Origin of the sequence: Blastomonas natatoria (assembly GCF_003201955.1) — a bacterium.
Lineage (GTDB): Bacteria > Pseudomonadota > Alphaproteobacteria > Sphingomonadales > Sphingomonadaceae > Blastomonas > Blastomonas natatoria.
The window spans coordinates 67,089-86,755 of sequence record NZ_QJJM01000014.1; the positions used below are offsets into that span (position 1 = coordinate 67,089).

The following is a 19,667-nucleotide window of genomic DNA, read 5'->3' on the forward strand; positions in this document are numbered from 1 at the left end:
CGGGACCTTCTGTTGGGGATAAGTTTTCCCCCGTCGCGGGCCACAAGATGCTATACGGGACGCTTGCGCCCCGAGTCGAACAATTGCGGAACAAAGTTTCCCATCAAATGTCATTACGGGGGCGTCATGGATTTCAGAGATACGGGCAAGGGTAGCGCAGACGATATGGGTGAAGCAGATGTACTGGACGCAGCCGCCAAGGCAGATTCCGCAGCAGGCGCAGGCGCAAAAGTCGCGTCGGGCGAGGCCAATTCTGCGGAAATGGCGCTGATCGCGATGGCCGCCACCCAAGCCGCCGCCGCCAAGCCCGCCGAGGCTCTGGACAGCAAGACCGTTGCCGCACGCCGCTTCAACGTGGTCACGGACAAGAGCCGCGATGCGCTGCTCACCGATTTCGGCAAGGAAACGCTGGAAGACCGCTATCTGCTGCCCGGCGAATCCTATCAGGACCTGTTCGCGCGCGTGGCCGATGCCTATGCCGACGATCAGGAGCATGCCCAGCGGCTCTATGATTACATCTCGAAGCTGTGGTTCATGCCCGCCACCCCGGTGCTGTCGAACGGCGGCACGGGCCGGGGCCTTCCGATCAGCTGCTATCTCAACAGCGTCGACGACAGCCTGGAAGGCATCGTCAACACCTGGAACGAGAATGTCTGGCTCGCGTCGCGCGGCGGCGGCATCGGCACCTATTGGGGCAATGTGCGCGGCATCGGCGAGCCGGTCGGCCTCAACGGCAAGACCAGCGGCATCATTCCGTTCGTGCGCGTGATGGATTCGCTGACCCTCGCGATCTCGCAGGGTTCGCTGCGGCGTGGGTCTGCGGCCTGCTATCTCGACGTGTCGCATCCGGAGATCGAGGAGTTCCTCGAAATCCGCAAGCCGTCGGGCGATTTCAACCGCAAGGCGCTCAACCTGCACCATGGCGTGCTGCTGACCGACGAGTTCATGGAAGCGGTGCGCGATGGCGCGGAGTTCAACTTGCGCAGCCCCAAGGACGGCAGCGTTCGCGGCACGGTGAATGCGCGCGCGCTGTTCCAGAAGCTCGTCGAGACGCGCCTCGCCACCGGCGAGCCCTATATCGTGTTCAACGATACCGTGAACCGCATGATGCCCGCGCATCACCGCGAGCTCGGCCTCAAGGTCTCGACCTCCAACCTGTGCAGCGAGATCACTTTGCCCACGGGCCGCGATCACCTGGGCAATGACCGCACCGCCGTGTGCTGCCTCTCCTCGCTCAACATCGAAACCTGGGACCAGTGGCACGACGACAAGCGCTTCATCGAGGACGTGATGCGTTTCCTCGACAATGTGCTGCAGGACTATATCGACCGCGCTCCGCCCGAAATGGCGCGTGCCCGCTACAGCGCGATGCGCGAACGCTCGGTCGGCATGGGCGTGATGGGCTTCCACTCGTTCCTCCAGGCACGCGGCCTGGGCTTCGAATCGGCGCTCGCCAAGTCGTGGAACATGAAGATCTTCAAGCATATCGCGGCCAAGGCGTCCGAGGCCTCGATGCTGCTGGCCAAGGAACGCGGCCCCTGCCCCGATGCCGCCGATCAGGGCGTGATGGAGCGTTTCAGCTGCAAGATGGCGATCGCACCGACCGCGTCGATTTCGATCATCTGCGGCGGCACCAGCGCGTGTATCGAGCCGATCCCCGCGAACATCTATACCCACAAGACGCTCTCGGGCAGCTTCGTGGTCAAAAACCCGTATCTGGAAAAGCTGCTGCGCGAAAAGTCGAAGGATTCGACCAATGTGTGGAATTCGATCCTCGAACGCGGCGGCTCGGTCCAGCATCTCGACTTCCTGAGCGCGGAAGAAAAGGATGCGTTCAAGACCAGCTTCGAGATCGACCAGCGCTGGCTGCTCGAACTGGCAGCCGACCGCACGCCGTACATTGACCAGGCGCAGTCGCTGAACCTGTTCATCCCGGCGGACGTCGACAAATGGGACCTGCTGATGCTGCACTTCCGCGCCTGGGAGCTGGGCATCAAGTCACTCTATTACCTGCGCTCCAAGTCGGTCCAGCGCGCAGGCTTTGCCGGCGGCGTCGAGGCGGACAACACCATCGACGCGCCCAAGTTCGAGCTCGGCGAAACGACGGATTACGACGAGTGTTTGGCCTGCCAATAAAGGGTTTCGACCAAAGTGGTACTTTGGTCGAGTTGATGCCGCTGCGCGCAAACCTAGTCCGGTCCCCGGAATTGATCCGGGGTCCAGAGCGGTATGGCACCGCATCAGCCTGATTGGATCTGAGTCAGAATTTTATCTAAACACGGGATGCCGCTGCGCATCCCTCCCTCTCCCTCGGGGAGAGGGGAATTTGGAGCAATAGCATGTCCCTTCTCGAAGCCCGCACGCAGTACAAGCCCTTCGAATACCCCTGGGCCTATGATTTCTGGAAGCGCCAGCAGCAGATCCACTGGATGCCCGAGGAAGTGCCGCTGGGCGAGGATTGCCGCGACTGGGCGCAAAAACTCTCCGATCATGAGCGCAACCTGCTGACGCAGATCTTCCGCTTCTTCACCCAGGCCGATGTCGAGGTGCAGAACTGCTATCACGAAAATTACGGCCGCGTGTTCAAGCCGACCGAGGTCAAGATGATGCTGACCGCGTTCAGCAACATGGAAACCGTGCACATCGCAGCCTACAGCCATCTGCTCGACACCATCGGCATGCCCGAAAGCGAATATGGCATGTTCCTCGAATATGAGGAGATGAAGGCCAAGCACGATTATCTCGCGACCTTCGGCGTCGACAACGATCAGGACATCGCGCGCACGCTTGCGATGTTCGGCGGCTTTACCGAGGGGCTGCAGCTGTTCGCCAGCTTCGCGATGCTGATGAACTTCCCGCGCTTCAACAAGATGAAGGGCATGGGCCAGATCGTCAGCTGGTCGGTGCGCGACGAGAGCCTGCATTGCGAAGGCATCATCCGCCTGTTCCACGCCTTCTGCGCCGAGCGCGGCTGCCTGACCAAGGCGGTGAAAGAGGACATTATCGACTGCTGCCAGAAGACCGTGCGGCTGGAAGATGCGTTCATCGACCTGGCGTTCGAACAGGGCCCGGTCAGCGGCATGACCGCCAAGGAGATCAAGCGCTATATCCGCTATATCGCCGACTGGCGCCTGAGCCAGCTGGGTCTGCCTGCGATCTACATGATCGAGGACCACCCCCTCCCCTGGCTCGCCCCGCTGCTCAACGGCGTTGAGCACGCCAACTTCTTCGAAACCCGCGCAACGGAATATTCGAAGGGCGCAACCCGCGGCAACTGGAACGACGTGTGGAGCGCCTTCGACAAGCGCCAGAAGAAGAGCGCCGCCAACGAGGTCGCGGTGGTCGACGACAGCGAGGACATGTTCAAGCAGGCGGGGATCGCGGCGGAGTAAATGCACCGGTGATCGAGTTCGATCCGGTGAAGAACAATATCAATATCCATGAGCGTGGCTTGCCTTTCCAGCTCGCGGCCCTGCTCTTCGATGGCCCTTTCATCGAGGAGCAGGACAGCCGGCAGGATTATGGCGAGCCACGCTTCATTGCGACGGGCCCCATCGCGGCTTTGGACAACCGCATCTTTGTGGTAGTCTATACTTGGCGCGGCACCAACCGCCGCATCGTGAGTTTCCGGAAAGCCAATGACCGCGAAGTCAGAAGATACCGAGCAAGTCTCCCGCGATGAGGCGCTGGCCTTTGCCAGGAAATGGGCGACGCCAGAAAATCTGGCGCGGCTCGACGCGCTGACCGACGACGATATCGCTCAGCAGATTGCTGCAGATGCTGACACGGCTCCCGAGCTCACCGACGAGTGGTTCGACAATGCACGGCTTGTCATACCGCTCAAGAAGCCGCGCGCGGCTTAGCCCCTACCCCCGCTCCCCCATGGTGATCAGCCTGATCCCCGCGCGTTGCGTCGCATAGCTCCACAGCCAGTTGACGATCACGGCGGCGCGGTTGCGGAAGCCTGCCAGAAAGCCGATATGGACCGCGCCCCAGAGCCACCATGCCGGCGCGCCATGCAGGCGGAGCCAGCCGAAATCGGCGATCGCGCTCTTGCGGCCGATGGTGGCGAGGCTCCCCTGGTGGCGATAGACGAAAGGCGCGTCTGCCGGTTTGCCGCGCAACTCCTGCCCGATCAGCCGGGCGACATGCTGGCCCGCCTGTTTGGCGGCGGGCGCGAGACCGGGCACGGGTTTGCCCGCCCAGCCGAGGCTTGCCGCCGCATCGCCGACCACGAACACATGGGGCTGCCCCGCGACGCGCAGGCACGGATCGACCGTCACCCGGCCCGAGGGATCGGTCGCCGCCCCCAGCCAGCGTCCGGCGGGCGAGGCGGCAACGCCAGCGGCCCAGAGCACCGTCTCGCTCTCGATCGCTTCCTCGCCCATCCACACACGCTCGGCCTCGATGCCGGTCACCCGCGCATCGAGCCGGATCTCGACGCCGAGCCGTTCGAGCGAACGCGCGGCCTCAGCGGATAATTCGGGCGGGAAAGCGGGCAGGATGCGGTTCGCCGCCTGCACCAGGATCACCCGGGCATCCGCCGGATCGATGCTGCGATATTCGTTTTCCAGTCCGTGGCGCGCCAGCTCGGCAATCGCACCGGCGAGCTCGACGCCGGTCGGCCCCGCGCCGATGATGACGAAGGTGAGCAGCCGCCGCGCGCGCGCCGGATCGCCGCAGCTTTCCGCTTTTTCGAACGCGCCGAGCAGCGCCGCGCGCACCGCGATGGCGTCTTCCACGCGCTTGAGGCCGGGGGCGAAGGCCGCCCATTCGTCGCGGCCGAAATAGCTGTGCGTCGCGCCGGTCGCGAGCACGAGATATTCGTAATCCAGCGCATTGCCGCCAAAGCCGATGGTGCGCGCGGACGCATCGACCCGGTCGACCTCGCCCAGCAGCACGCGGACATTGCCATCGGCGCGGAACATCTGGCGGATGGGAATGGCGACATCGGCGGGCGACAGCGCGGCGGTGGCGATCTGGTAGAGCAAAGGCTGGAACAGATGGTAATTCTGCCGGTCGATCAGCGTGATCCGCACCGGCAGACGGCGCAGCGCGAGCGCGCAAGCGAGCCCGCCAAAGCCGCCACCGACGATCACCACATGCGGCCAGTCCTGAGGCACCATGCCGGGCCGCGCATCGCGCAGCACGTTCGCCTGCAGCCAGGCCGCGATCGCCGCATCGATCGAGGCACGTCCGCTGCCATGGGCGATGAACAGCGCCAGCGTCGCCATCGCCAGCAGCGGCAGGCCCGCACCATAGCCCATCAGCATCGCCCCCTGCAGCCCCAGGATCGCGAGCAGTGACACGAGCGGCATGGCGAACCCGGCGAGCATCAGCAGCGCATAAAGCCCGGCGCTGGCAGACGGCAGCGCCGCGAAGCTGTCGAGCGGCAGCAGCACCTGCGGCTCGGGCAGCGCCAGCCATCCCGCCTGCACCGCGAGCGTCAGTGCCAGCCAGAGCCGCAAACCCGCGAGATACCAGGGCGCGGCATGCCGGCCCAGCGCGTCGCCCAGGCCGATCAGCGGCGCAGCCAGCGGTACCGCGCTGCCCTTGAGCCCACGCGCCAGCAACCGGTCAAGCGACAGCGCTCCCGCACCGCGCACGGCATACCAGCCCATCAGCGCGATAACGAACAGCTGCGTGTCGGTCGGCAGATAGCCGAGCTGCGCAACCAGCATCAGCGCCCCCACCGCGATCGCCGCGCCGCGCGTCATCAACCCCAAGGCCAGAAGCACTGCGCCGCCCAGCTCGATCGCCAGGCCGAGGGCAGCGGCAAAAGGGGGCGACATGAAGCTGACCGGATATTCCTGGGTCGCGAGCGTCAGCGCGCGCTCCCAATCCATCAGCTTGACCAGGCCCGAGCCAAGCAGCCCCTGCACGATGATCAGCCGCACGGCCAGATCGAACACCGGCCGCGCCGAGGCGATCAGCGCGGCGTAGAGCTTCAACCAGACGCGTAAAGTTATGCGCAGCGCCAGCGGAAGCGGGCGCGGCTGGCCCCCCGTCACCTTGCCCTGTACTGTGGCAGCGTCCATCCCTGCGAACCCCGATAGCGTGCACCCGCTTCCAGGTTCGCTAGGGCGAGAGGATCGTTACACGGGCGCTGTGTCCGGCTCGGGCACGCGCAGCGTCGCGAGCGCGGCGAGTCCCAGCACGGCGGCGGCGAAGGCCATCGTCCAGACCGGCTCGGTCGGGAACAACGCCTTGAGCAGGCTGCCCATCACCGTCGCCACCAGCAGCTGCGGCAGCACGACAAACACGTTGAACAGCCCCATGAAGATGCCGAGCTTGGCCTGGGGCAGGCTGGAGGCGAGGATCGCATAGGGCATGGCGAGGATCGACGCCCAGGCGATGCCGATGCCGATCTCGCTGACGATCAGAAGCTGCGCATCGCGGATGAACAGGAAGCTCGCGAACCCGGCGGCCCCGCAGAGCAGGCAAAGGGCGTGCGTGCGCACCTTGCCGATTCTTGCGGCGAGCCAGGGCAGCAGCGTCAGCGCCGCGACCGCCGCGATGCCGTTATAGATGGCGAACAGCACGCCGACCCAGTTGCCCGCCGCGTTATAGGCCGGGCTCGACGCATCCATTGCGCCGAACACGGTCTGCGCGACCACGGGCGTGGTGTAGATCCACATGATGAACAGCGCCGACCAGCTGAAAAACTGCACCAGCGACAGCCGCTTCATGATCGGCGGCATGCCCGAGAAATCACCGACAATATGCCCCAACAGGCTGTTGTCGCGCCCTGCGCGCGCCATGCGGATCGCGATCAGGCTGGCGAGACCATAGCCGCCAAGCAGCCCGCCGAGCAGATAGACCTCCTTTTCGAGGTCGAAGCTCCAGACCAGAACGATGACGACCGCCCCGGCGGCGATCCAGGCGATGGCGCTGGTGAGCGTGCGCGTCGCGAGCGCCCGGATCGGCTGGGCGTCAGGTGCATCGGGCGCGGCCTCGGCAAAGGCGCGCATCTCCTCGGGGCTGTATTCGCGCGTCGTCAGGATCGTCCAGAGCACCGCAAGGAACAGTGCGACCGCGCCGAACCAGAAGCTGATCCGCACCGTATCGGGCACCTGGCCCGCCGGCGCGGTATTCGCGACGCCTAGATCGGTCAGCAGATAGGGAAAGAGCGAGCCCGCCACCGCGCCAGCGCCGATGAACGCGGTCTGGATGGCATAGCCCATCGTGTGCTGGTCCTTGCGGAGGTTATCGCCAACAAAGGCACGGAACGGCTCCATCGAGATGTTGAGCGACGCATCGAGAATCCACAGCATCATCGCGGCGAGCAGCAGCGATTGCGCCAGCGGCATGATGACGAGCGACAGCGCTGCGAGCACGGCCCCTGCGAGAAAATAGGGGCGGCGTCGGCCGAGCCGCGTCCAGGTGCGGTCCGAATAATGGCCGACGATCGGCTGGACGAGCAGCCCTGTCAGCGGCGCGGCGATCCACAGCGCAGGCAGGTTGTCGAGGCTTTCGCCCAAGGACTGGAAGATGCGGCTCATGTTCGCGTTCTGCAGCGCGAACCCGATCTGGATGCCGAAGAATCCGAAGCTCAGGTTGAACAGCTGCCAAAAGCTCTTGCGCGGCTTTTCCGCGATCATGCGCCTCTCCCTGTATGTCCCTGAGGCCCGCGCCTTATGCTCTTCGCGGGGTCCTTGGCCCGAACCGTGGCAGACCGCCTGCCCCCGCACAACCTGAGCGCATACGTATACGTGCAGGACGTAGGAGCTCAGCTGCTGGAGCCGCGCACGATGAGCTGAGTGGGCAGCATATAGGGCTCGACCGCCTGGCCGCGAATCTTGCGAAGCAGCGTGTCGACCAAGGCCTCGCCCGCCGCCTTCACATCCTGGCTGACGGTGGTGAGCGGCGGGTTGGTGAAGCTCGCCGCCGGAATGTCGTCGAACCCGACCAGAGCTATATCGGCGGGGACCGACAGGCCGGCTTCGCCCAGCGCACGCATTGCACCGATCGCGATCAGATCGGACGCGGCGAAGATCGCATCAAAAGGCGTGCCTCCTGCCAGCAGCGACAGGACGGCTTCATGCCCCGCCTCCTCGGATGTCACCGCATCGTGCTGAAGCGCCGGATCGGCCTCCAGCCCCGCCTCGGCCAGCGCATCGCGATAGCCGCGCCAGCGGTCCTCGAACTCGGGCGCATGGCTCGACGCGATGCCGATGAACGCGATCCGCTTGCGCCCATTCTCGATCAAATGGCGGGTGGCGGCATAGCCTCCGCTGCGGTTTTCCGATCCCAGGGTGATCCCTGGCTCGTTGGCCATGGGGGAGCCCCAGCGCACGAAATGCGTGCCCTGCTCGACCAGATGTGTCAGCCGCGCGCGATAGTCCTCGTAATCGCCATAGCCCAGCAGGATGATGCCATCGGCCTTGTGGCTGTCCTGATAATCGACATGCCAGTCGCTGGAGAGCTGCTGGAACGAGATCAGCAAATCGAACCCGGCGCGCGAGGCGGTGCGCGTGATCGATCCGAGCATCGCCAGGAAGAACGGGTTGATCATCGAATCGTCGGGCGTCGGATCCTCGAAGAACAGCAGCGCCAGCGTGTTCGCCTGCTGACGGCGCAGCGAGGACGCGTTCTTGTCGACCGAATAATTGAGCTGCGCCGCGATCGCCTGGATGCGCCTGCGCGTCTGTTCGCTCACCGCCGGATTGCCGCTCAGTGCGCGCGAAACCGTGGGCTGCGAGACGCCCGCCAGCTGTGCGATATCGAATGAGGTTGGCCTGCGTCCCATCCTGCCCCTTGAGCTTCCAGTCGCTTGCAAAACCGCGCTTTTCTAAGGCTCTTTGCGACCTTTCAGCCTGAATACGTATGCGTATGCCTTTTGCAATCGTGGTGCAAAGGTTATTCAGACAGCCGACCGGTTCACCTGAAAACCGGCGGCCTACGGACTGCTTCCGGACGCCAGAAATCATCCCCGCCACTGTCGTGCGGGGCCCCTGGGGAGAGTGATCATGAAAGCGATTTTTCGCGCCCGTCGACTGCGCCTTGCGTCCGGCCGCACCAGCCTTGCCGCCCTTTCCACCGCACTGATGATCGGCGCCGCCAGCCCCGCGCTCGCGCAGACCGCAGATGCCGAACAGCCACAGGGCAACGCCGAGATCGACGAGGAAGCGGGCGTCATCGTCGTCACCGGTTTCCGCGCCAGTGTCGAAAACTCGATTGCCGCAAAGCGCGAGAGCAATTTCATCGTCGATATCGTCACCGCCGACGATATTGCCGGTCTTCCCGACGTATCGATCGCGGAATCGCTTGCCCGCCTGCCCGGCGTGACCTCGCAGCGCACCGGCGGTCAGGCGAGCGCGATCAACATTCGCGGCCTGTCGCAGGATCTCGTCTCCCCCACGCTCAACGGCCGCGAACAGGTCGCCACCAGCGGCAACCGCGTGATCGAATTCGACCAGTATCCGTCCGAGCTGATCAACCAGGCCGCCGTCTACAAGACCCCGCTCGCCAGCCATATCGAAGGCGGTATCGCGGGCAAGGTCGAATTGAAGACCGTGCGCCCGCTCGACAATGCGGACGCCTTCAAGGCGACCGTCAACCTGCGCGGCCTGTACAATGACCGCGCCAGCGAAAGCCCCGACGTCTCGTCCTATGGCTATCGCGTCTCGGGCTCGGTCCAGGCCAAGTTGCTCGACGACACGCTCGGCATCGCTCTGGGCTATGCTCGGCTTTATCAGCCGAACGTCGCGACCCGCTTCGTGCAGTTCGACTTTCCGATCCCCGGCACCAATGGCTCCCCCACCCGCGATCTCAATGGCGATGGCGTAGCGGACTCGCTGAACTTCGGCTTCGAAGGCATCCAGTTCGGCGGGCGCGAAACGCGTGACGCAGCAATTGGCGTGATCCAGTGGGAACCGACCAGCAATCTGCGGGTCCTGATCGACGGCTATTATTCGCGCTTCAGGTCTGATGTGGCGCGCCGCGGCCTTCGCGTCGTCTCGCCGCAATCGGGCGACAACCAGTTCATCAACCCGGTCATCGCCAACAACGCGCTGATCGGCGGCCGGATCGTCAACCAGGTGGGCAGCAACGGTTTCGGCTTCGGCCTGGGCACCGAGCTGGTCAACCAGGACGAAAGCCGCCGCGACGAGCTGTACACCATCGGCGGTAATATCGCCTATGACATCAACGAGCGCGTCACCCTGGCGGTTGATGTGGGCTATTCCAAGGGCACCAGCTTCTTCAACAATGCCGGCATCAACCTGCGCCCGTATGTCAGCACACCCACAGGACTCGTGCGCGCAGACTCGGTCCCCGGCCTGATCTCGGTCGATTATCAGCTCAACGGCACCAGACTGCCGACCATCCGTTCGATCGGCTCGAACTTCACCGATCTCGATCCGGCGGGCGGCGGCTTCTTCCTCGACGGCCAGTTCCTCGTGCCGCAGGCAGACAGTGACGAGCTGTTCGCGGCAGCGACCGATCTGGTGGTCGGCTTTGACGAGAGCAATTTCCTCGACAAGCTGCGTTTCGGCTTCCGCTATGCCGACCGGCGTGGCGACCGCCGCGTGACCTCGTTCAACACCTTCGGCATTCCCGGCAGTCCGTTGGCGCTGCCCGGCAACCTGGTGCAGCAGGCCGGCTTTTCGGGCGGCTATGCCAATGCGGGCCTTCCGAACTTTGCCGTCGTCGATATCGATGGCGCGTTCAACCTCGCCTTCGGCAACACTCTGGGCGTGCGCCAGCCCACCGACCAGATCGCGTTCGATTTCACCATCGACCAGAGCTTCCGGATCGATGAGGAGACCTGGGCGGGCTATGCCCAGCTCGATTTCGATACCGAATTGGGCGGCTTGCGCTTCCACGGCAATGTCGGCGCGCGCTATGTCCGCACCGACCAGAGCTCGACCGTCAACTTTGCCGACCCGAACCTGACCGACAATCCCGCAACGCCACCACCGGCGCGCGAGAATCGTCGTCCGGTGACGCGCGGACGGACGTTCAACGACTTCCTGCCGGCAGTGAACCTGATCCTCGACTTGTCGGACCGCGACATCCTGCGCATGAGCTATAGCCGCCAGATTTCGCGCCCGCGCTTCTTCGAGCTGCGCGGATCGATCAGCGTCAATACCGGATCGGACGGCAACACCAGCGGCAGCGGCGGCAATCCCGACCTGTCGCCCTACAGAGCCAATCAGTTCGACCTCGCTTACGAGCATTATTTCGGCAATTCGGGCGTGTTCGCGGTCAGCGCCTATTACAAGGACCTCGAATCGTACATCATCAACGGCACGATTCCGCAGTTCAACTATGTCGATAACGGCATCACTCCGCCGCCGATCCCGGGCACCAACATTCCCGGCAACGCGGTCGGCAGCTTCTCTTCGCCGATCAACGGTGATGGCGGCTATGTCTATGGTATCGAATTCCAGTTCTCCAAGACCTTCGTCGAACTGCCCGCTCCGTTCGATGGTCTTGGGGTTCAGCTCAACTATGCGTACAGCAAGAGCGACCTGGAATTCCCCAGCGCGACCAGCGGCGCCTCGATCAACCTGCCGCTGCCGGGCCTGTCCGAGCATGTGTTCAACCCGACCGTGTTCTATGAAAAGGCAGGCTTCGGCGCACGCCTCAGCACCCGCCACCGGTCGAGCTTCGTCAGCCCGCAGATCGGCATCAGCGAGCTCATTCTGACCAGCGCCAAGGAAACGGTGATGGATGCGCAGCTGTCCTATCAGTTCCAGGAAGGCAGCGTGCTGCGCGGGCTCAAGCTGCTTGCGCAGGTCAACAACCTGACCGATGAACCGACCCGGACCTATTGGGGCAATGTCGCCCAGACGGGCACGATCCAGAATTTCGGCCGCACCTTCTTCCTGGGTGCCACGTACGAGTTCTGAATGGGCGAGTTCTGATCCGGTTACCAGTCGGGGGGCGGGTTTCCCCACCCGCTCCCCGTTATTTTACGAGGTTTGCCGCATGATGCGACACTGGATGACGCTGGCCGGACTGGCCGCCCTGGCCGCATCGGCCCCGGCCACAGCGCAGGCCCCCGATTACAGCGCCGCCACCGTGCGCAGCCGTGCCCCGCAGGACGAGATCATCTATTTCGTGCTGCCCGACCGCTTCGCCAATGGCGATCCTTCGAATGATCGCGGCGGGCTGAAGGGTGACCGGCTGCAGACCGGGTTAGACCCCTCGCACAAGGGCTTTTTTCACGGCGGCGACCTCAAGGGGCTCACGGCAAAGCTCGATTACATCCAGCGCCTCGGCGTCACCGCGATCTGGTTCGCGCCGATCTTCCAGAACAAGGCCGTGCAAGGCGAGCCGGGCCAGGAGAGCGCGGGCTATCACGGCTATTGGGTGACCGATTTCACCAGCGTCGACAGCCATTTCGGCACCAATGACGAGTTCAGGGCCTTTGTCGATGCGGCGCACGCGCGCGGCATCAAAGTCTATATGGACATCATCACCAACCACACCGCCGATGTGATTTACTTCAAGGAATGCGCAGGAAAACCGGTCTGCGCCTATCGTTCGAAGGCGGATTACCCCTATTGGACCAAGGGCGGCCTGAAGGGCGCGCAGATCAACGCCGGGTTCGAGGGCGATCAGGTGCGCACGGCCGAGAATTTCGCGCAGCTGACCGACCCGGCTTACGCCTATACCCCGCAGCTTCCCAAGGGTGAGGAGCAGATCAAGGTCCCGGCCTGGCTGAACGATCCGATCCACTATCACAATCGCGGCAATACGAGCTTTTACGGCGAGGATTCGCGCTATGGCGATTTCGTCGGGCTCGACGATCTGATGACCGAGAGCCCGCGCGTGGTAGACGGGTTCATCGAGATTTATTCCAGCTGGATCGACCGGTTCGGCATCGACGGCTTCCGCATCGATACCGCGCGGCATGTGAACCCCGAATTCTGGGCGCGCTTTGCCCCCGCGATGCTCGAACGGGCGCGGGCGAAGGGCATCCCGAACTTCCACATCTTCGGCGAGGTCGCGAACGACCCGATGGACCCCGGCTTTCTCGCGCAGTTCACGCGGCGCGACAAGTTGCCCGCCGTGCTCGATTTCGCCTTCCAGGCCGCGATGCGCGACATGCTCACCGAAAAGGCGGGGACCGATCTGTTCGCTGGGCTGATCGCGGGCGATGTGCTCTATGAAGGCGGCGAGGCGACCGCGCTCACGCTGCCGACGTTCCTCGGCAATCACGACATGGGGCGGCTCGGCCACATGCTCGACAGGGCCTATCCCGAGGCCAGCGAGGCCGAGCGGCTGGCGCGGATGAAGCTCGCGCATGTGCTGCTGATGACGGCGCGCGGCGTGCCGACCGTCTATTATGGCGACGAGCAGGGATTTACCGGCGACGGCAATGATCAGGACGCGCGCGAGGACATGTTCGCGAGCCGCGTTGCCAGCTATAACGACAACCGGCTGGTCGGCTCTGATGCGAGCACGGCGACCGAGAATTTCGATCCCGCGCACCCGCTCTACACGCTGATCGCCGAGCTGTCGGCGATCCGCAAGGCGCACCCCCGGCTGCGCGACGGGCGTACGGTGCTGCGCCATTATGGCCCCAAGCCCGGCCTGCTCGCCTTCACGCGCGGCGAGGACGATGGCGAGGAAATCCTCGTCGCGGTCAACACCTCGGACCAGCCGGTCAGCATGAACGTCGAGGTCGGCTATCGCTCGCGCGCGTTCATCGGCCTCACAGGCATCTGCCCGACCAGCGCGAGCGCGCCAGGATCGGTCGCCATCCGCCTGGCCCCGTTCGGCTATGCCGTCTGCCGCGCCACCCCGATCGACTGAGAGCCTAGAGATGACCAAGCCGATCTGCGACGCCCGGCCCGCCAGGGACAGTGATACCGGTGCCAGCCGTCCCTGGTGGAAGGGCGCGGTCATCTATCAGATTTATCCGCGCAGCTTTGCCGACGCGAACGGCGACGGCATCGGCGATCTGGCGGGCATTACCGCCAAGCTCGACCATATCGCCGAGCTTGGCGTCGACGCGATCTGGCTCTCGCCCTTCTTCCCGTCGCCGATGAAGGATTTCGGCTATGACGTGGCCGATTATTGCGGGGTCGATCCGATCTTCGGCACGCTGAAGGATTTCGACGCCCTGGTCGCGCGCGCGCATGACCTGGGCCTCAAGGTGCTGATCGATCAGGTCTTCTCGCACAGCTCGGACCAGCATCCCTGGTTCGTCGACAGCCGCTCGAGCGCCAGCGCCGACAAGGCCGACTGGTATGTCTGGGCCGATGCCAAAGCGGACGGCAGCCCGCCGAGCAACTGGCAATCGGTGTTCGGCGGCCCGGCCTGGACCTGGGACGCACGGCGCGGCCAGTATTACATGCACAATTTCCTGAAAGAGCAGCCGCAGCTCAATGTGCACAACCCGGCGGTGCAGGCAGCATTGCTCGACGTATTGCGCTTCTGGCTCGATCGCGGCGTCGACGGCTTCCGCATGGACGCGGTCAATTTCGCGATGCACGATCCGCAATTGCGCGACAATCCGCCCGCGCCCGACACCGGCAAGCCGCGCACCCGGCCGTTCGATTTCCAGCTGAAAGTGTTCAACCAGTCGCATGCCGACATTCCCGGCTTTGTCGAGCGAATGCGCGCGCTGATCGACGGCTATGGCGGCAAGTTCACCGTCGCCGAAGTCGGTGGCGACGATGCCGAACGCGAGATGAAGCTGTTCACAGCCGGCGGCACCCGGTTCGACAGCGCCTATGGCTTCGACTTTCTCTATGCCGAAAAGCTGACGCCCCAGATCGTCGCCGGGGCACTGACCGGCTGGCCCGATACGCCCGGCACCGGCTGGCCGAGCTGGGCGTTCGAGAATCACGACGCGCCGCGTGCGCTCTCGCGCTGGGCCGCTCCCGAGCATCGCGCGGCCTTCGCGCGGCTCAAGATCCTGCTGCTCGTCGCGTTGCGCGGCAATATCTTTCTCTACCAGGGCGAGGAGCTCGGCCTGCCGCAGGTCGACATCCCGTTCGAGCGGCTGCAGGACCCCGAGGCGATCGCCAACTGGCCGCTGACGCTGAGCCGCGACGGCGCGCGCACGCCGATGCCGTGGCGCAAAAGCGCCAACGACATGGGCTTTGGCAGCGGCGATCCGTGGTTGCCCTTCGGCGACGAGCACGGTCTGCTCGCGGTCGACGCGCAGAGTGCCGATCCAGCCTCGCTGCTCAACCTCACCCGCGCGGCGCTGGCGCTACGCAAACTGCATCCGGCGCTGGCAGTGGGCAGCATCACCATCCGGCACTGCGACGACCGGATACTCGCCTTTGAGCGTGAGGCCGAGGGCGAGCGCATCATCGCCGCATTCAACCTCAGCGCCGAGCCTGCGCCCTGGCCCGCCGGCGTGCGCGCAAGGGGCAAGGTGCTGATGGCCGTCAACCATGCCGCGCCCGGCAGCCTGCCCGGCCATGGCGCGCTGCTCTTCACCCCCGACTGACTTTCTTCCCCGGAGAATCCCCATGCGATCGCTGCTGCTCGTCCTGCTCACCTGGCTCGCGGCGGTCGCTGCGCCAGCGCTCGCGCAATCCGGCCCCGTCGCGAGCGTCGCCTCGCCCGATGGCCGGGTGCGGATCGACGTGACGATCGATGGCGAGGGCTGGGCGCAATATGCGGTCAGCCGCGACGGCAAGCCGCTGATCGCGCCCTCGCGGCTGGGCTTCCAGTTCACCGATCAGGACGGCTTCGGCCGCAACAGCCGCTTCGTCGCCGCCGAAACAGCCAGCGTGGATACAAGCTGGGACCAACCCTGGGGCGAACGCAAGACGGTGACCGACCGGCATAACGAGCTGCTGGTGCGCCTGATCTCGCCCGGTGCCAGCGATGCGCTCAACGACGCGCCCGCCGACCGCCCGATCGCCATCCGCTTCCGCGCCTTCGACAACGGCATCGGCTTTCGCTACGAATTCGCCGCGCGCGCCGATGGCCAGCCCTGGCGCATCGCCGACGAGCTGACCGAATTCGTCATCGCCGCGCCCGGCCAGGCCTGGTGGATTCCGGCGGGCGACTGGAACCGCTACGAATATCTCTATCACGATGGCCCGATCGATCAGGTCTCCGCCGCGCACACGCCGATGACGGTGAAGCTGGCGGATGGCACGCATCTGGCGTTCCACGAGGCCGCTCTGGTCGATTATGCCGGAATGTGGCTCAAGCGCATGGACGGGCAGCGCTTCCGCGCCACGCTCTCGCCCTCGAGCCGCGGCGCGAAGGTCGAGCGCACCGGCGCCTTCACCACCCCCTGGCGCAGCATCCGCATCGCCGACAGCGCAGCCGGGCTCTACGACAATGATCTCGAGCTCAACCTCAACGAACCCAACCGGCTCGGCGATGTCAGCTGGTTCACCCCGCACAAATATGTCGGCGTGTGGTGGGAAATGCATCTGGAGACCAAGAGCTGGGCGAGCGGCCCGAAGCACGGCGCGACCAACGACAATGTCCGCCGCCATATCGATTTCGCCGCCAACCACGGTTTTCGCGGCGTGCTGGTCGAAGGCTGGAACAAGGGCTGGGACGGCAACTGGTTCGGCAATGGCCGCGACTTCGATTTCGTCCAGAGCACCCCCGATTTCGACCTGCCCGACCTTGCCGCCTATGCGCGCCAGCATGGCGTGCGCCTGATCGGTCATCACGAGACCGGCGGCAATATCGCGAAATACGAAAGCCAGCTCGGCGCGGCGCTCGACCTCTATGCCCGGCACGGCGTCGATGCGGTCAAGACCGGCTATGTCGCCGATGCAGGCGGCATCATCGCGCCGGGCGACGCTCCGGGCGAACAGCGGATGGAATGGCATGACGGCCAGCGCATGGCTCAGCATCATCTGCGCGTGGTGCAGGAGGCCGCCGCGCGCCGCATCGCGGTCAACCCGCACGAGCCGATCAAGGACACAGGCCTCAGGCGCACCTATCCCAACTGGGTGAGCCGCGAAGGAGCGCGCGGGGGCGAATATCAGGCCTGGGGCACGCCCGGCAACGGACCCAGCCACGCGCCGACCCTGGTGTTCACGCGGATGCTCGCCGGGCCGATGGACTATACGCCGGGCATCCTCTCGCTAAAGGGCCGCGGCGGGCGCGATCTTGAATCGACGCTGGCGCGCGAGCTTGCGCTCTATGTCGTGCTTTACTCGCCGATCCAGATGGTCGCCGACCTGATCGAGAATCTGGAAGCGCATCCGCGCGAACTCGCCTTCATCGAGAAGGTGCCGACCGACTGGGAGGAAAGCCGCACATTGCTCGGCGAGGTCGGCCAACTCGCGGTGATCGCGCGCAAGGACCGCAACGGGCCCGACTGGTATATCGGCGGCGTCACCGACGAGACCGCGCACGAGGCGGCGATCGACCTGTCCTTCCTGCCCAGGGGCTCGCGCTGGCGCGCTCATGTCTGGCGCGACGGCGACAGCGCCGATTACCGCACCGAGGCGCGGCATCAGATCGTGATCGAGCAGAAGGCCGTCACCGCCGGAGACACGATGAATATCCGCATGGCACCGGGCGGCGGCTTCGCCATCCGGCTCGAGCGGCTGGACCGGTGAGCCTGATCCGGCTTGCGCTGGCGCTGCTGGCGCTCGCGCTCGCCCCCGCGCTGCGGGCCGAGGATGCGGGGCGGCTGCTACAGTACGAGCGGATCGCCGCCGCCGGCCTGCCCGACCAGCGCCTCACCATCTGGCTGCCGCCGGGCTATGACGCCGGGGCGCGGCGCTACCCGGTGCTGTACATGCACGACGGGCACAATCTGTTCGACCGGCGCTGGTCCAATTTCGACAAGATCTGGGCGGCAGACAAGGCGATGCTGCAGGCAGTGGCCAGCGGCGCGGTCGAGCCGCATATCATCATCGGCATCTGGGCCCCCGGCGCGGACCGTTTCCGCCAGTATCTCCCGCGCGATATTCACGACGCCGCCTCGCCGGGCTTGCGCGCAAAGATGGACGCGGCCGCCGGTGGCCCGATCCTCTCGCATGCCTATCTCACCTGGATCGCAGGGCCGCTCAAGACCTGGGTCGATACGCGCTTCCGCACCCGCCCCGGGCGCGACGATACCGCGATCATGGGATCGAGCATGGGCGGGCTGATGAGCTGCTACGCCTTCCTCCACCGCCCCGACATTTTCGGCCGCGCCGCGTGCATCAGCTCGCACTGGCCCGCGATCGATCCGCGCGCGGTGGAGGGCGGCGACCCCGAGCTGATCCGCCTCTGGGACCGCTGGTTCGCCGAAAAGCTGGGCGCGCCCGACGGCCGCCGCCTCTGGCTCGACCACGGCACCGCCACGCTCGACGCCTTTTACGCGCCCTATCAGCAGGCCGTGGACGCCCGCATCGCCGCCTCGGGCTGGCAGAAGGGCAAGGACTGGGAAAGCCGGGTGTACGAAGGCGCCGAACACGAGGAAAACGCCTGGGCCGCGCGGCTGCCGGAGATCATGGGGTGGGTGTTAAGGCGGGATTGATGCGCTTAGGGTAGCTTAACGTATAGTTGCGGTGCTTCTGCGGTTTGTCGAATGCGTAGATTAACCCTACAGAAAATCAATTGAAAGAAACAAAAACTGAAAATCAGGCTGTTAAGCTCCGCCAATATGCTTGGAATAATTCTGAGCAAGTTCCGTCTTTCATGAATATGCGTGGCTCTGCTTCTCTGTATCCACCTGTATGATTGAGCATCAATGTTATCTGATCACGCGCGAACTGCGCATCACTTTCTGACAATCCATATGTTGTTGCAAAAACTCGATACTGCTTACCGCCTTGTATGCCAAGCCGATTATCTGGGCTCAGCAGTTCCATATTTTGGTTATGAAAGCCAAAACCCAGAAATACGAGTGTGTCCGCCTTTTCAACCAACTGCTTAATCGTTTCCCCCGTTTCAGAATCGACGCTCTCGGAAAACGTCTTGATACGATGCGAAGCGGAAATCAAATCAACGGATTCATCTCCGAATTTAACATATCCTTGCTCACCGGAGAACGGAGAGCCAATAGTTCCATAGGCATGTACTATAGGAACTTTTCTAATTATTGATTGAGCGTCTTGATTTGAAATCCTAAAATAAACCTCCAAAGCTCTGACAAGAAACGTTTGAAGGCATCGATCGTAATTAAAAACAACAAAACTAACTCCGTCAAAGGCATCTTGAGGACGTTCGACAGGAACCGTAGTAAAAAGCTGCTGAACAAGACTCGTATACCATGTCCCCGCCAGGTCCCGAATCCTAAATGGCTGCGCACCCTCTCTCGACTGAGCCATTTTGCTTGCTCGCTCTGCCATTGCGATCGCCCTAACAATGCCGAGCTTTCCTATCAAAACATATTCCGGGTTTGATGCATGAGATTCGAGAAACGTATCGATCGAGACTGCCATATCCATCGCCTCAGCGATTGATCTCCCCGAACCGAGGAACTGATTTTTTTCCCATTGGGGGTCAGATTGAGTCAAAGTACGCATCGCCTCAAAAATATAGGGATCACCTCGACTCAGCCTCCAGTAGTCGGCATGGATGTTCACCAAGTCCGCAATCTTCAGAGTCAGCTCGCTTCCGACTGGAAATCCAGCCTCTTTACTCGCACCAGCACCTACAACAAATACTGTGTTCGAACTGAACATTATCAAATTCCATCAGAATAACAGTGAATGTTAGTGTAACATTTTAGTTTTGACATTTCAATGCAGCTATTCCGATTTTGCAAATCTGACAACGCAACA

General features: G+C 63.8%; 13 protein-coding genes. 9 read left to right on the top strand and 4 right to left on the bottom strand.

The annotated features are described in order from the left end of the window. The first annotated feature begins 126 nt into the window (after positions 1-126). The 4 genes from C7451_RS15990 (at position 127) to C7451_RS16005 (ending at position 3,863) form a co-directional block, all read left to right on the top strand. On the top strand, positions 127-2,136 hold the full coding sequence (locus C7451_RS15990; protein WP_110299960.1) for a ribonucleoside-diphosphate reductase subunit alpha: 2,010 nt from the start codon (positions 127-129) through the stop codon (positions 2,134-2,136). A gap of 203 nt (positions 2,137-2,339) precedes the next feature. Beyond that, entirely contained in the window at positions 2,340-3,392 is a 1,053-nt protein-coding gene (locus tag C7451_RS15995) for a ribonucleotide-diphosphate reductase subunit beta (protein WP_110299961.1), read from the top strand. Between the two features lie 8 nt (positions 3,393-3,400). Continuing rightward, positions 3,401-3,682 (top strand): BrnT family toxin, encoded by a 282-nt coding sequence (locus C7451_RS16000; protein ID WP_110299962.1) that lies wholly within the window; start codon positions 3,401-3,403, stop codon positions 3,680-3,682. Then, entirely contained in the window at positions 3,639-3,863 is a 225-nt protein-coding gene (locus C7451_RS16005; RefSeq protein ID WP_110299963.1) for a hypothetical protein, read from the top strand. Before C7451_RS16000 ends, C7451_RS16005 begins: the two co-directional genes overlap by 44 nt. A gap of 3 nt (positions 3,864-3,866) precedes the next feature. On the opposite strand, the gene C7451_RS16010 is transcribed toward C7451_RS16005, so the two are convergent. The 3 genes from C7451_RS16010 to C7451_RS16020 form a co-directional block, all read right to left on the bottom strand. After that, positions 3,867-6,038: an FAD-dependent oxidoreductase gene (locus tag C7451_RS16010; protein WP_110299964.1), complete on the bottom strand. Its 2,172-nt coding sequence runs from the start codon at positions 6,036-6,038 to the stop codon at positions 3,867-3,869. 57 nt (positions 6,039-6,095) lie between these two features. Then, complete coding sequence (locus C7451_RS16015; protein WP_110299965.1) at positions 6,096-7,601, bottom strand: MFS transporter; 1,506 nt, start codon at positions 7,599-7,601, stop codon at positions 6,096-6,098. A gap of 128 nt (positions 7,602-7,729) precedes the next feature. Continuing rightward, positions 7,730-8,749 (bottom strand): LacI family DNA-binding transcriptional regulator, encoded by a 1,020-nt coding sequence (locus C7451_RS16020; RefSeq protein ID WP_110299966.1) that lies wholly within the window; start codon positions 8,747-8,749, stop codon positions 7,730-7,732. 220 nt (positions 8,750-8,969) lie between these two features. On the opposite strand from C7451_RS16020, the gene C7451_RS16025 reads away from it, so the two are divergent. From C7451_RS16025 to C7451_RS16045, 5 genes are all read left to right on the top strand, one after another. After that, positions 8,970-11,855 carry a TonB-dependent receptor gene (locus C7451_RS16025; RefSeq protein WP_146215390.1) on the top strand — a complete coding sequence of 962 codons (2,886 nt, stop codon included), beginning with the start codon at positions 8,970-8,972 and terminating at the stop codon, positions 11,853-11,855. 79 nt (positions 11,856-11,934) lie between these two features. Then, positions 11,935-13,767, top strand: a complete 1,833-nt coding sequence (locus C7451_RS16030) for an alpha-amylase family glycosyl hydrolase (RefSeq protein ID WP_244181973.1) — start codon at positions 11,935-11,937, stop codon at positions 13,765-13,767. Positions 13,768-13,777: 10 nt separating this feature from the next. After that, positions 13,778-15,418, top strand: a complete 1,641-nt coding sequence (locus C7451_RS16035; RefSeq protein ID WP_110299969.1) for an alpha-glucosidase family protein — start codon at positions 13,778-13,780, stop codon at positions 15,416-15,418. 22 nt (positions 15,419-15,440) lie between these two features. Continuing rightward, the gene (locus C7451_RS16040) at positions 15,441-17,510 is read left to right on the top strand and encodes a glycoside hydrolase family 97 protein (RefSeq protein WP_110299970.1); all 2,070 of its coding nucleotides are present in this window, start codon (positions 15,441-15,443) and stop codon (positions 17,508-17,510) included. Beyond that, positions 17,507-18,418, top strand: coding sequence for an alpha/beta hydrolase (locus C7451_RS16045; RefSeq protein ID WP_244181976.1), 912 nt, complete (start codon positions 17,507-17,509; stop codon positions 18,416-18,418). The genes C7451_RS16040 and C7451_RS16045 overlap by 4 nt, the downstream gene beginning before the upstream one ends. Before the next feature lie 103 nt (positions 18,419-18,521). On the opposite strand, the gene C7451_RS19800 is transcribed toward C7451_RS16045, so the two are convergent. Further along, positions 18,522-19,568 carry an SIR2 family protein gene (locus C7451_RS19800; protein ID WP_146215391.1) on the bottom strand — a complete coding sequence of 349 codons (1,047 nt, stop codon included), beginning with the start codon at positions 19,566-19,568 and terminating at the stop codon, positions 18,522-18,524. Positions 19,569-19,667 lie beyond the last annotated feature (99 nt).

What these genes read in the sequence shown, in the direction of transcription:
- C7451_RS16015 (WP_110299965.1), bottom strand. Translation starts at nt 7,601, where the DNA reads ATGATCGCGGAAAAGCCGCGCAAGAGCTTTTGGCAGCTGTTCAACCTG.
- C7451_RS16020 (WP_110299966.1), bottom strand. Translation starts at nt 8,749, where the DNA reads ATGGGACGCAGGCCAACCTCATTCGATATCGCACAGCTGGCGGGCGTC.
- C7451_RS15995 (WP_110299961.1), top strand. Translation starts at nt 2,340, where the DNA reads ATGTCCCTTCTCGAAGCCCGCACGCAGTACAAGCCCTTCGAATACCCC.
- C7451_RS16030 (WP_244181973.1), top strand. Translation starts at nt 11,935, where the DNA reads ATGATGCGACACTGGATGACGCTGGCCGGACTGGCCGCCCTGGCCGCA.
- C7451_RS16035 (WP_110299969.1), top strand. Translation starts at nt 13,778, where the DNA reads ATGACCAAGCCGATCTGCGACGCCCGGCCCGCCAGGGACAGTGATACC.
- C7451_RS15990 (WP_110299960.1), top strand. Translation starts at nt 127, where the DNA reads ATGGATTTCAGAGATACGGGCAAGGGTAGCGCAGACGATATGGGTGAA.
- C7451_RS16040 (WP_110299970.1), top strand. Translation starts at nt 15,441, where the DNA reads ATGCGATCGCTGCTGCTCGTCCTGCTCACCTGGCTCGCGGCGGTCGCT.
- C7451_RS16005 (WP_110299963.1), top strand. Translation starts at nt 3,639, where the DNA reads ATGACCGCGAAGTCAGAAGATACCGAGCAAGTCTCCCGCGATGAGGCG.
- C7451_RS16025 (WP_146215390.1), top strand. Translation starts at nt 8,970, where the DNA reads ATGAAAGCGATTTTTCGCGCCCGTCGACTGCGCCTTGCGTCCGGCCGC.
- C7451_RS16010 (WP_110299964.1), bottom strand. Translation starts at nt 6,038, where the DNA reads ATGGACGCTGCCACAGTACAGGGCAAGGTGACGGGGGGCCAGCCGCGC.
- C7451_RS19800 (WP_146215391.1), bottom strand. Translation starts at nt 19,568, where the DNA reads ATGTTCAGTTCGAACACAGTATTTGTTGTAGGTGCTGGTGCGAGTAAA.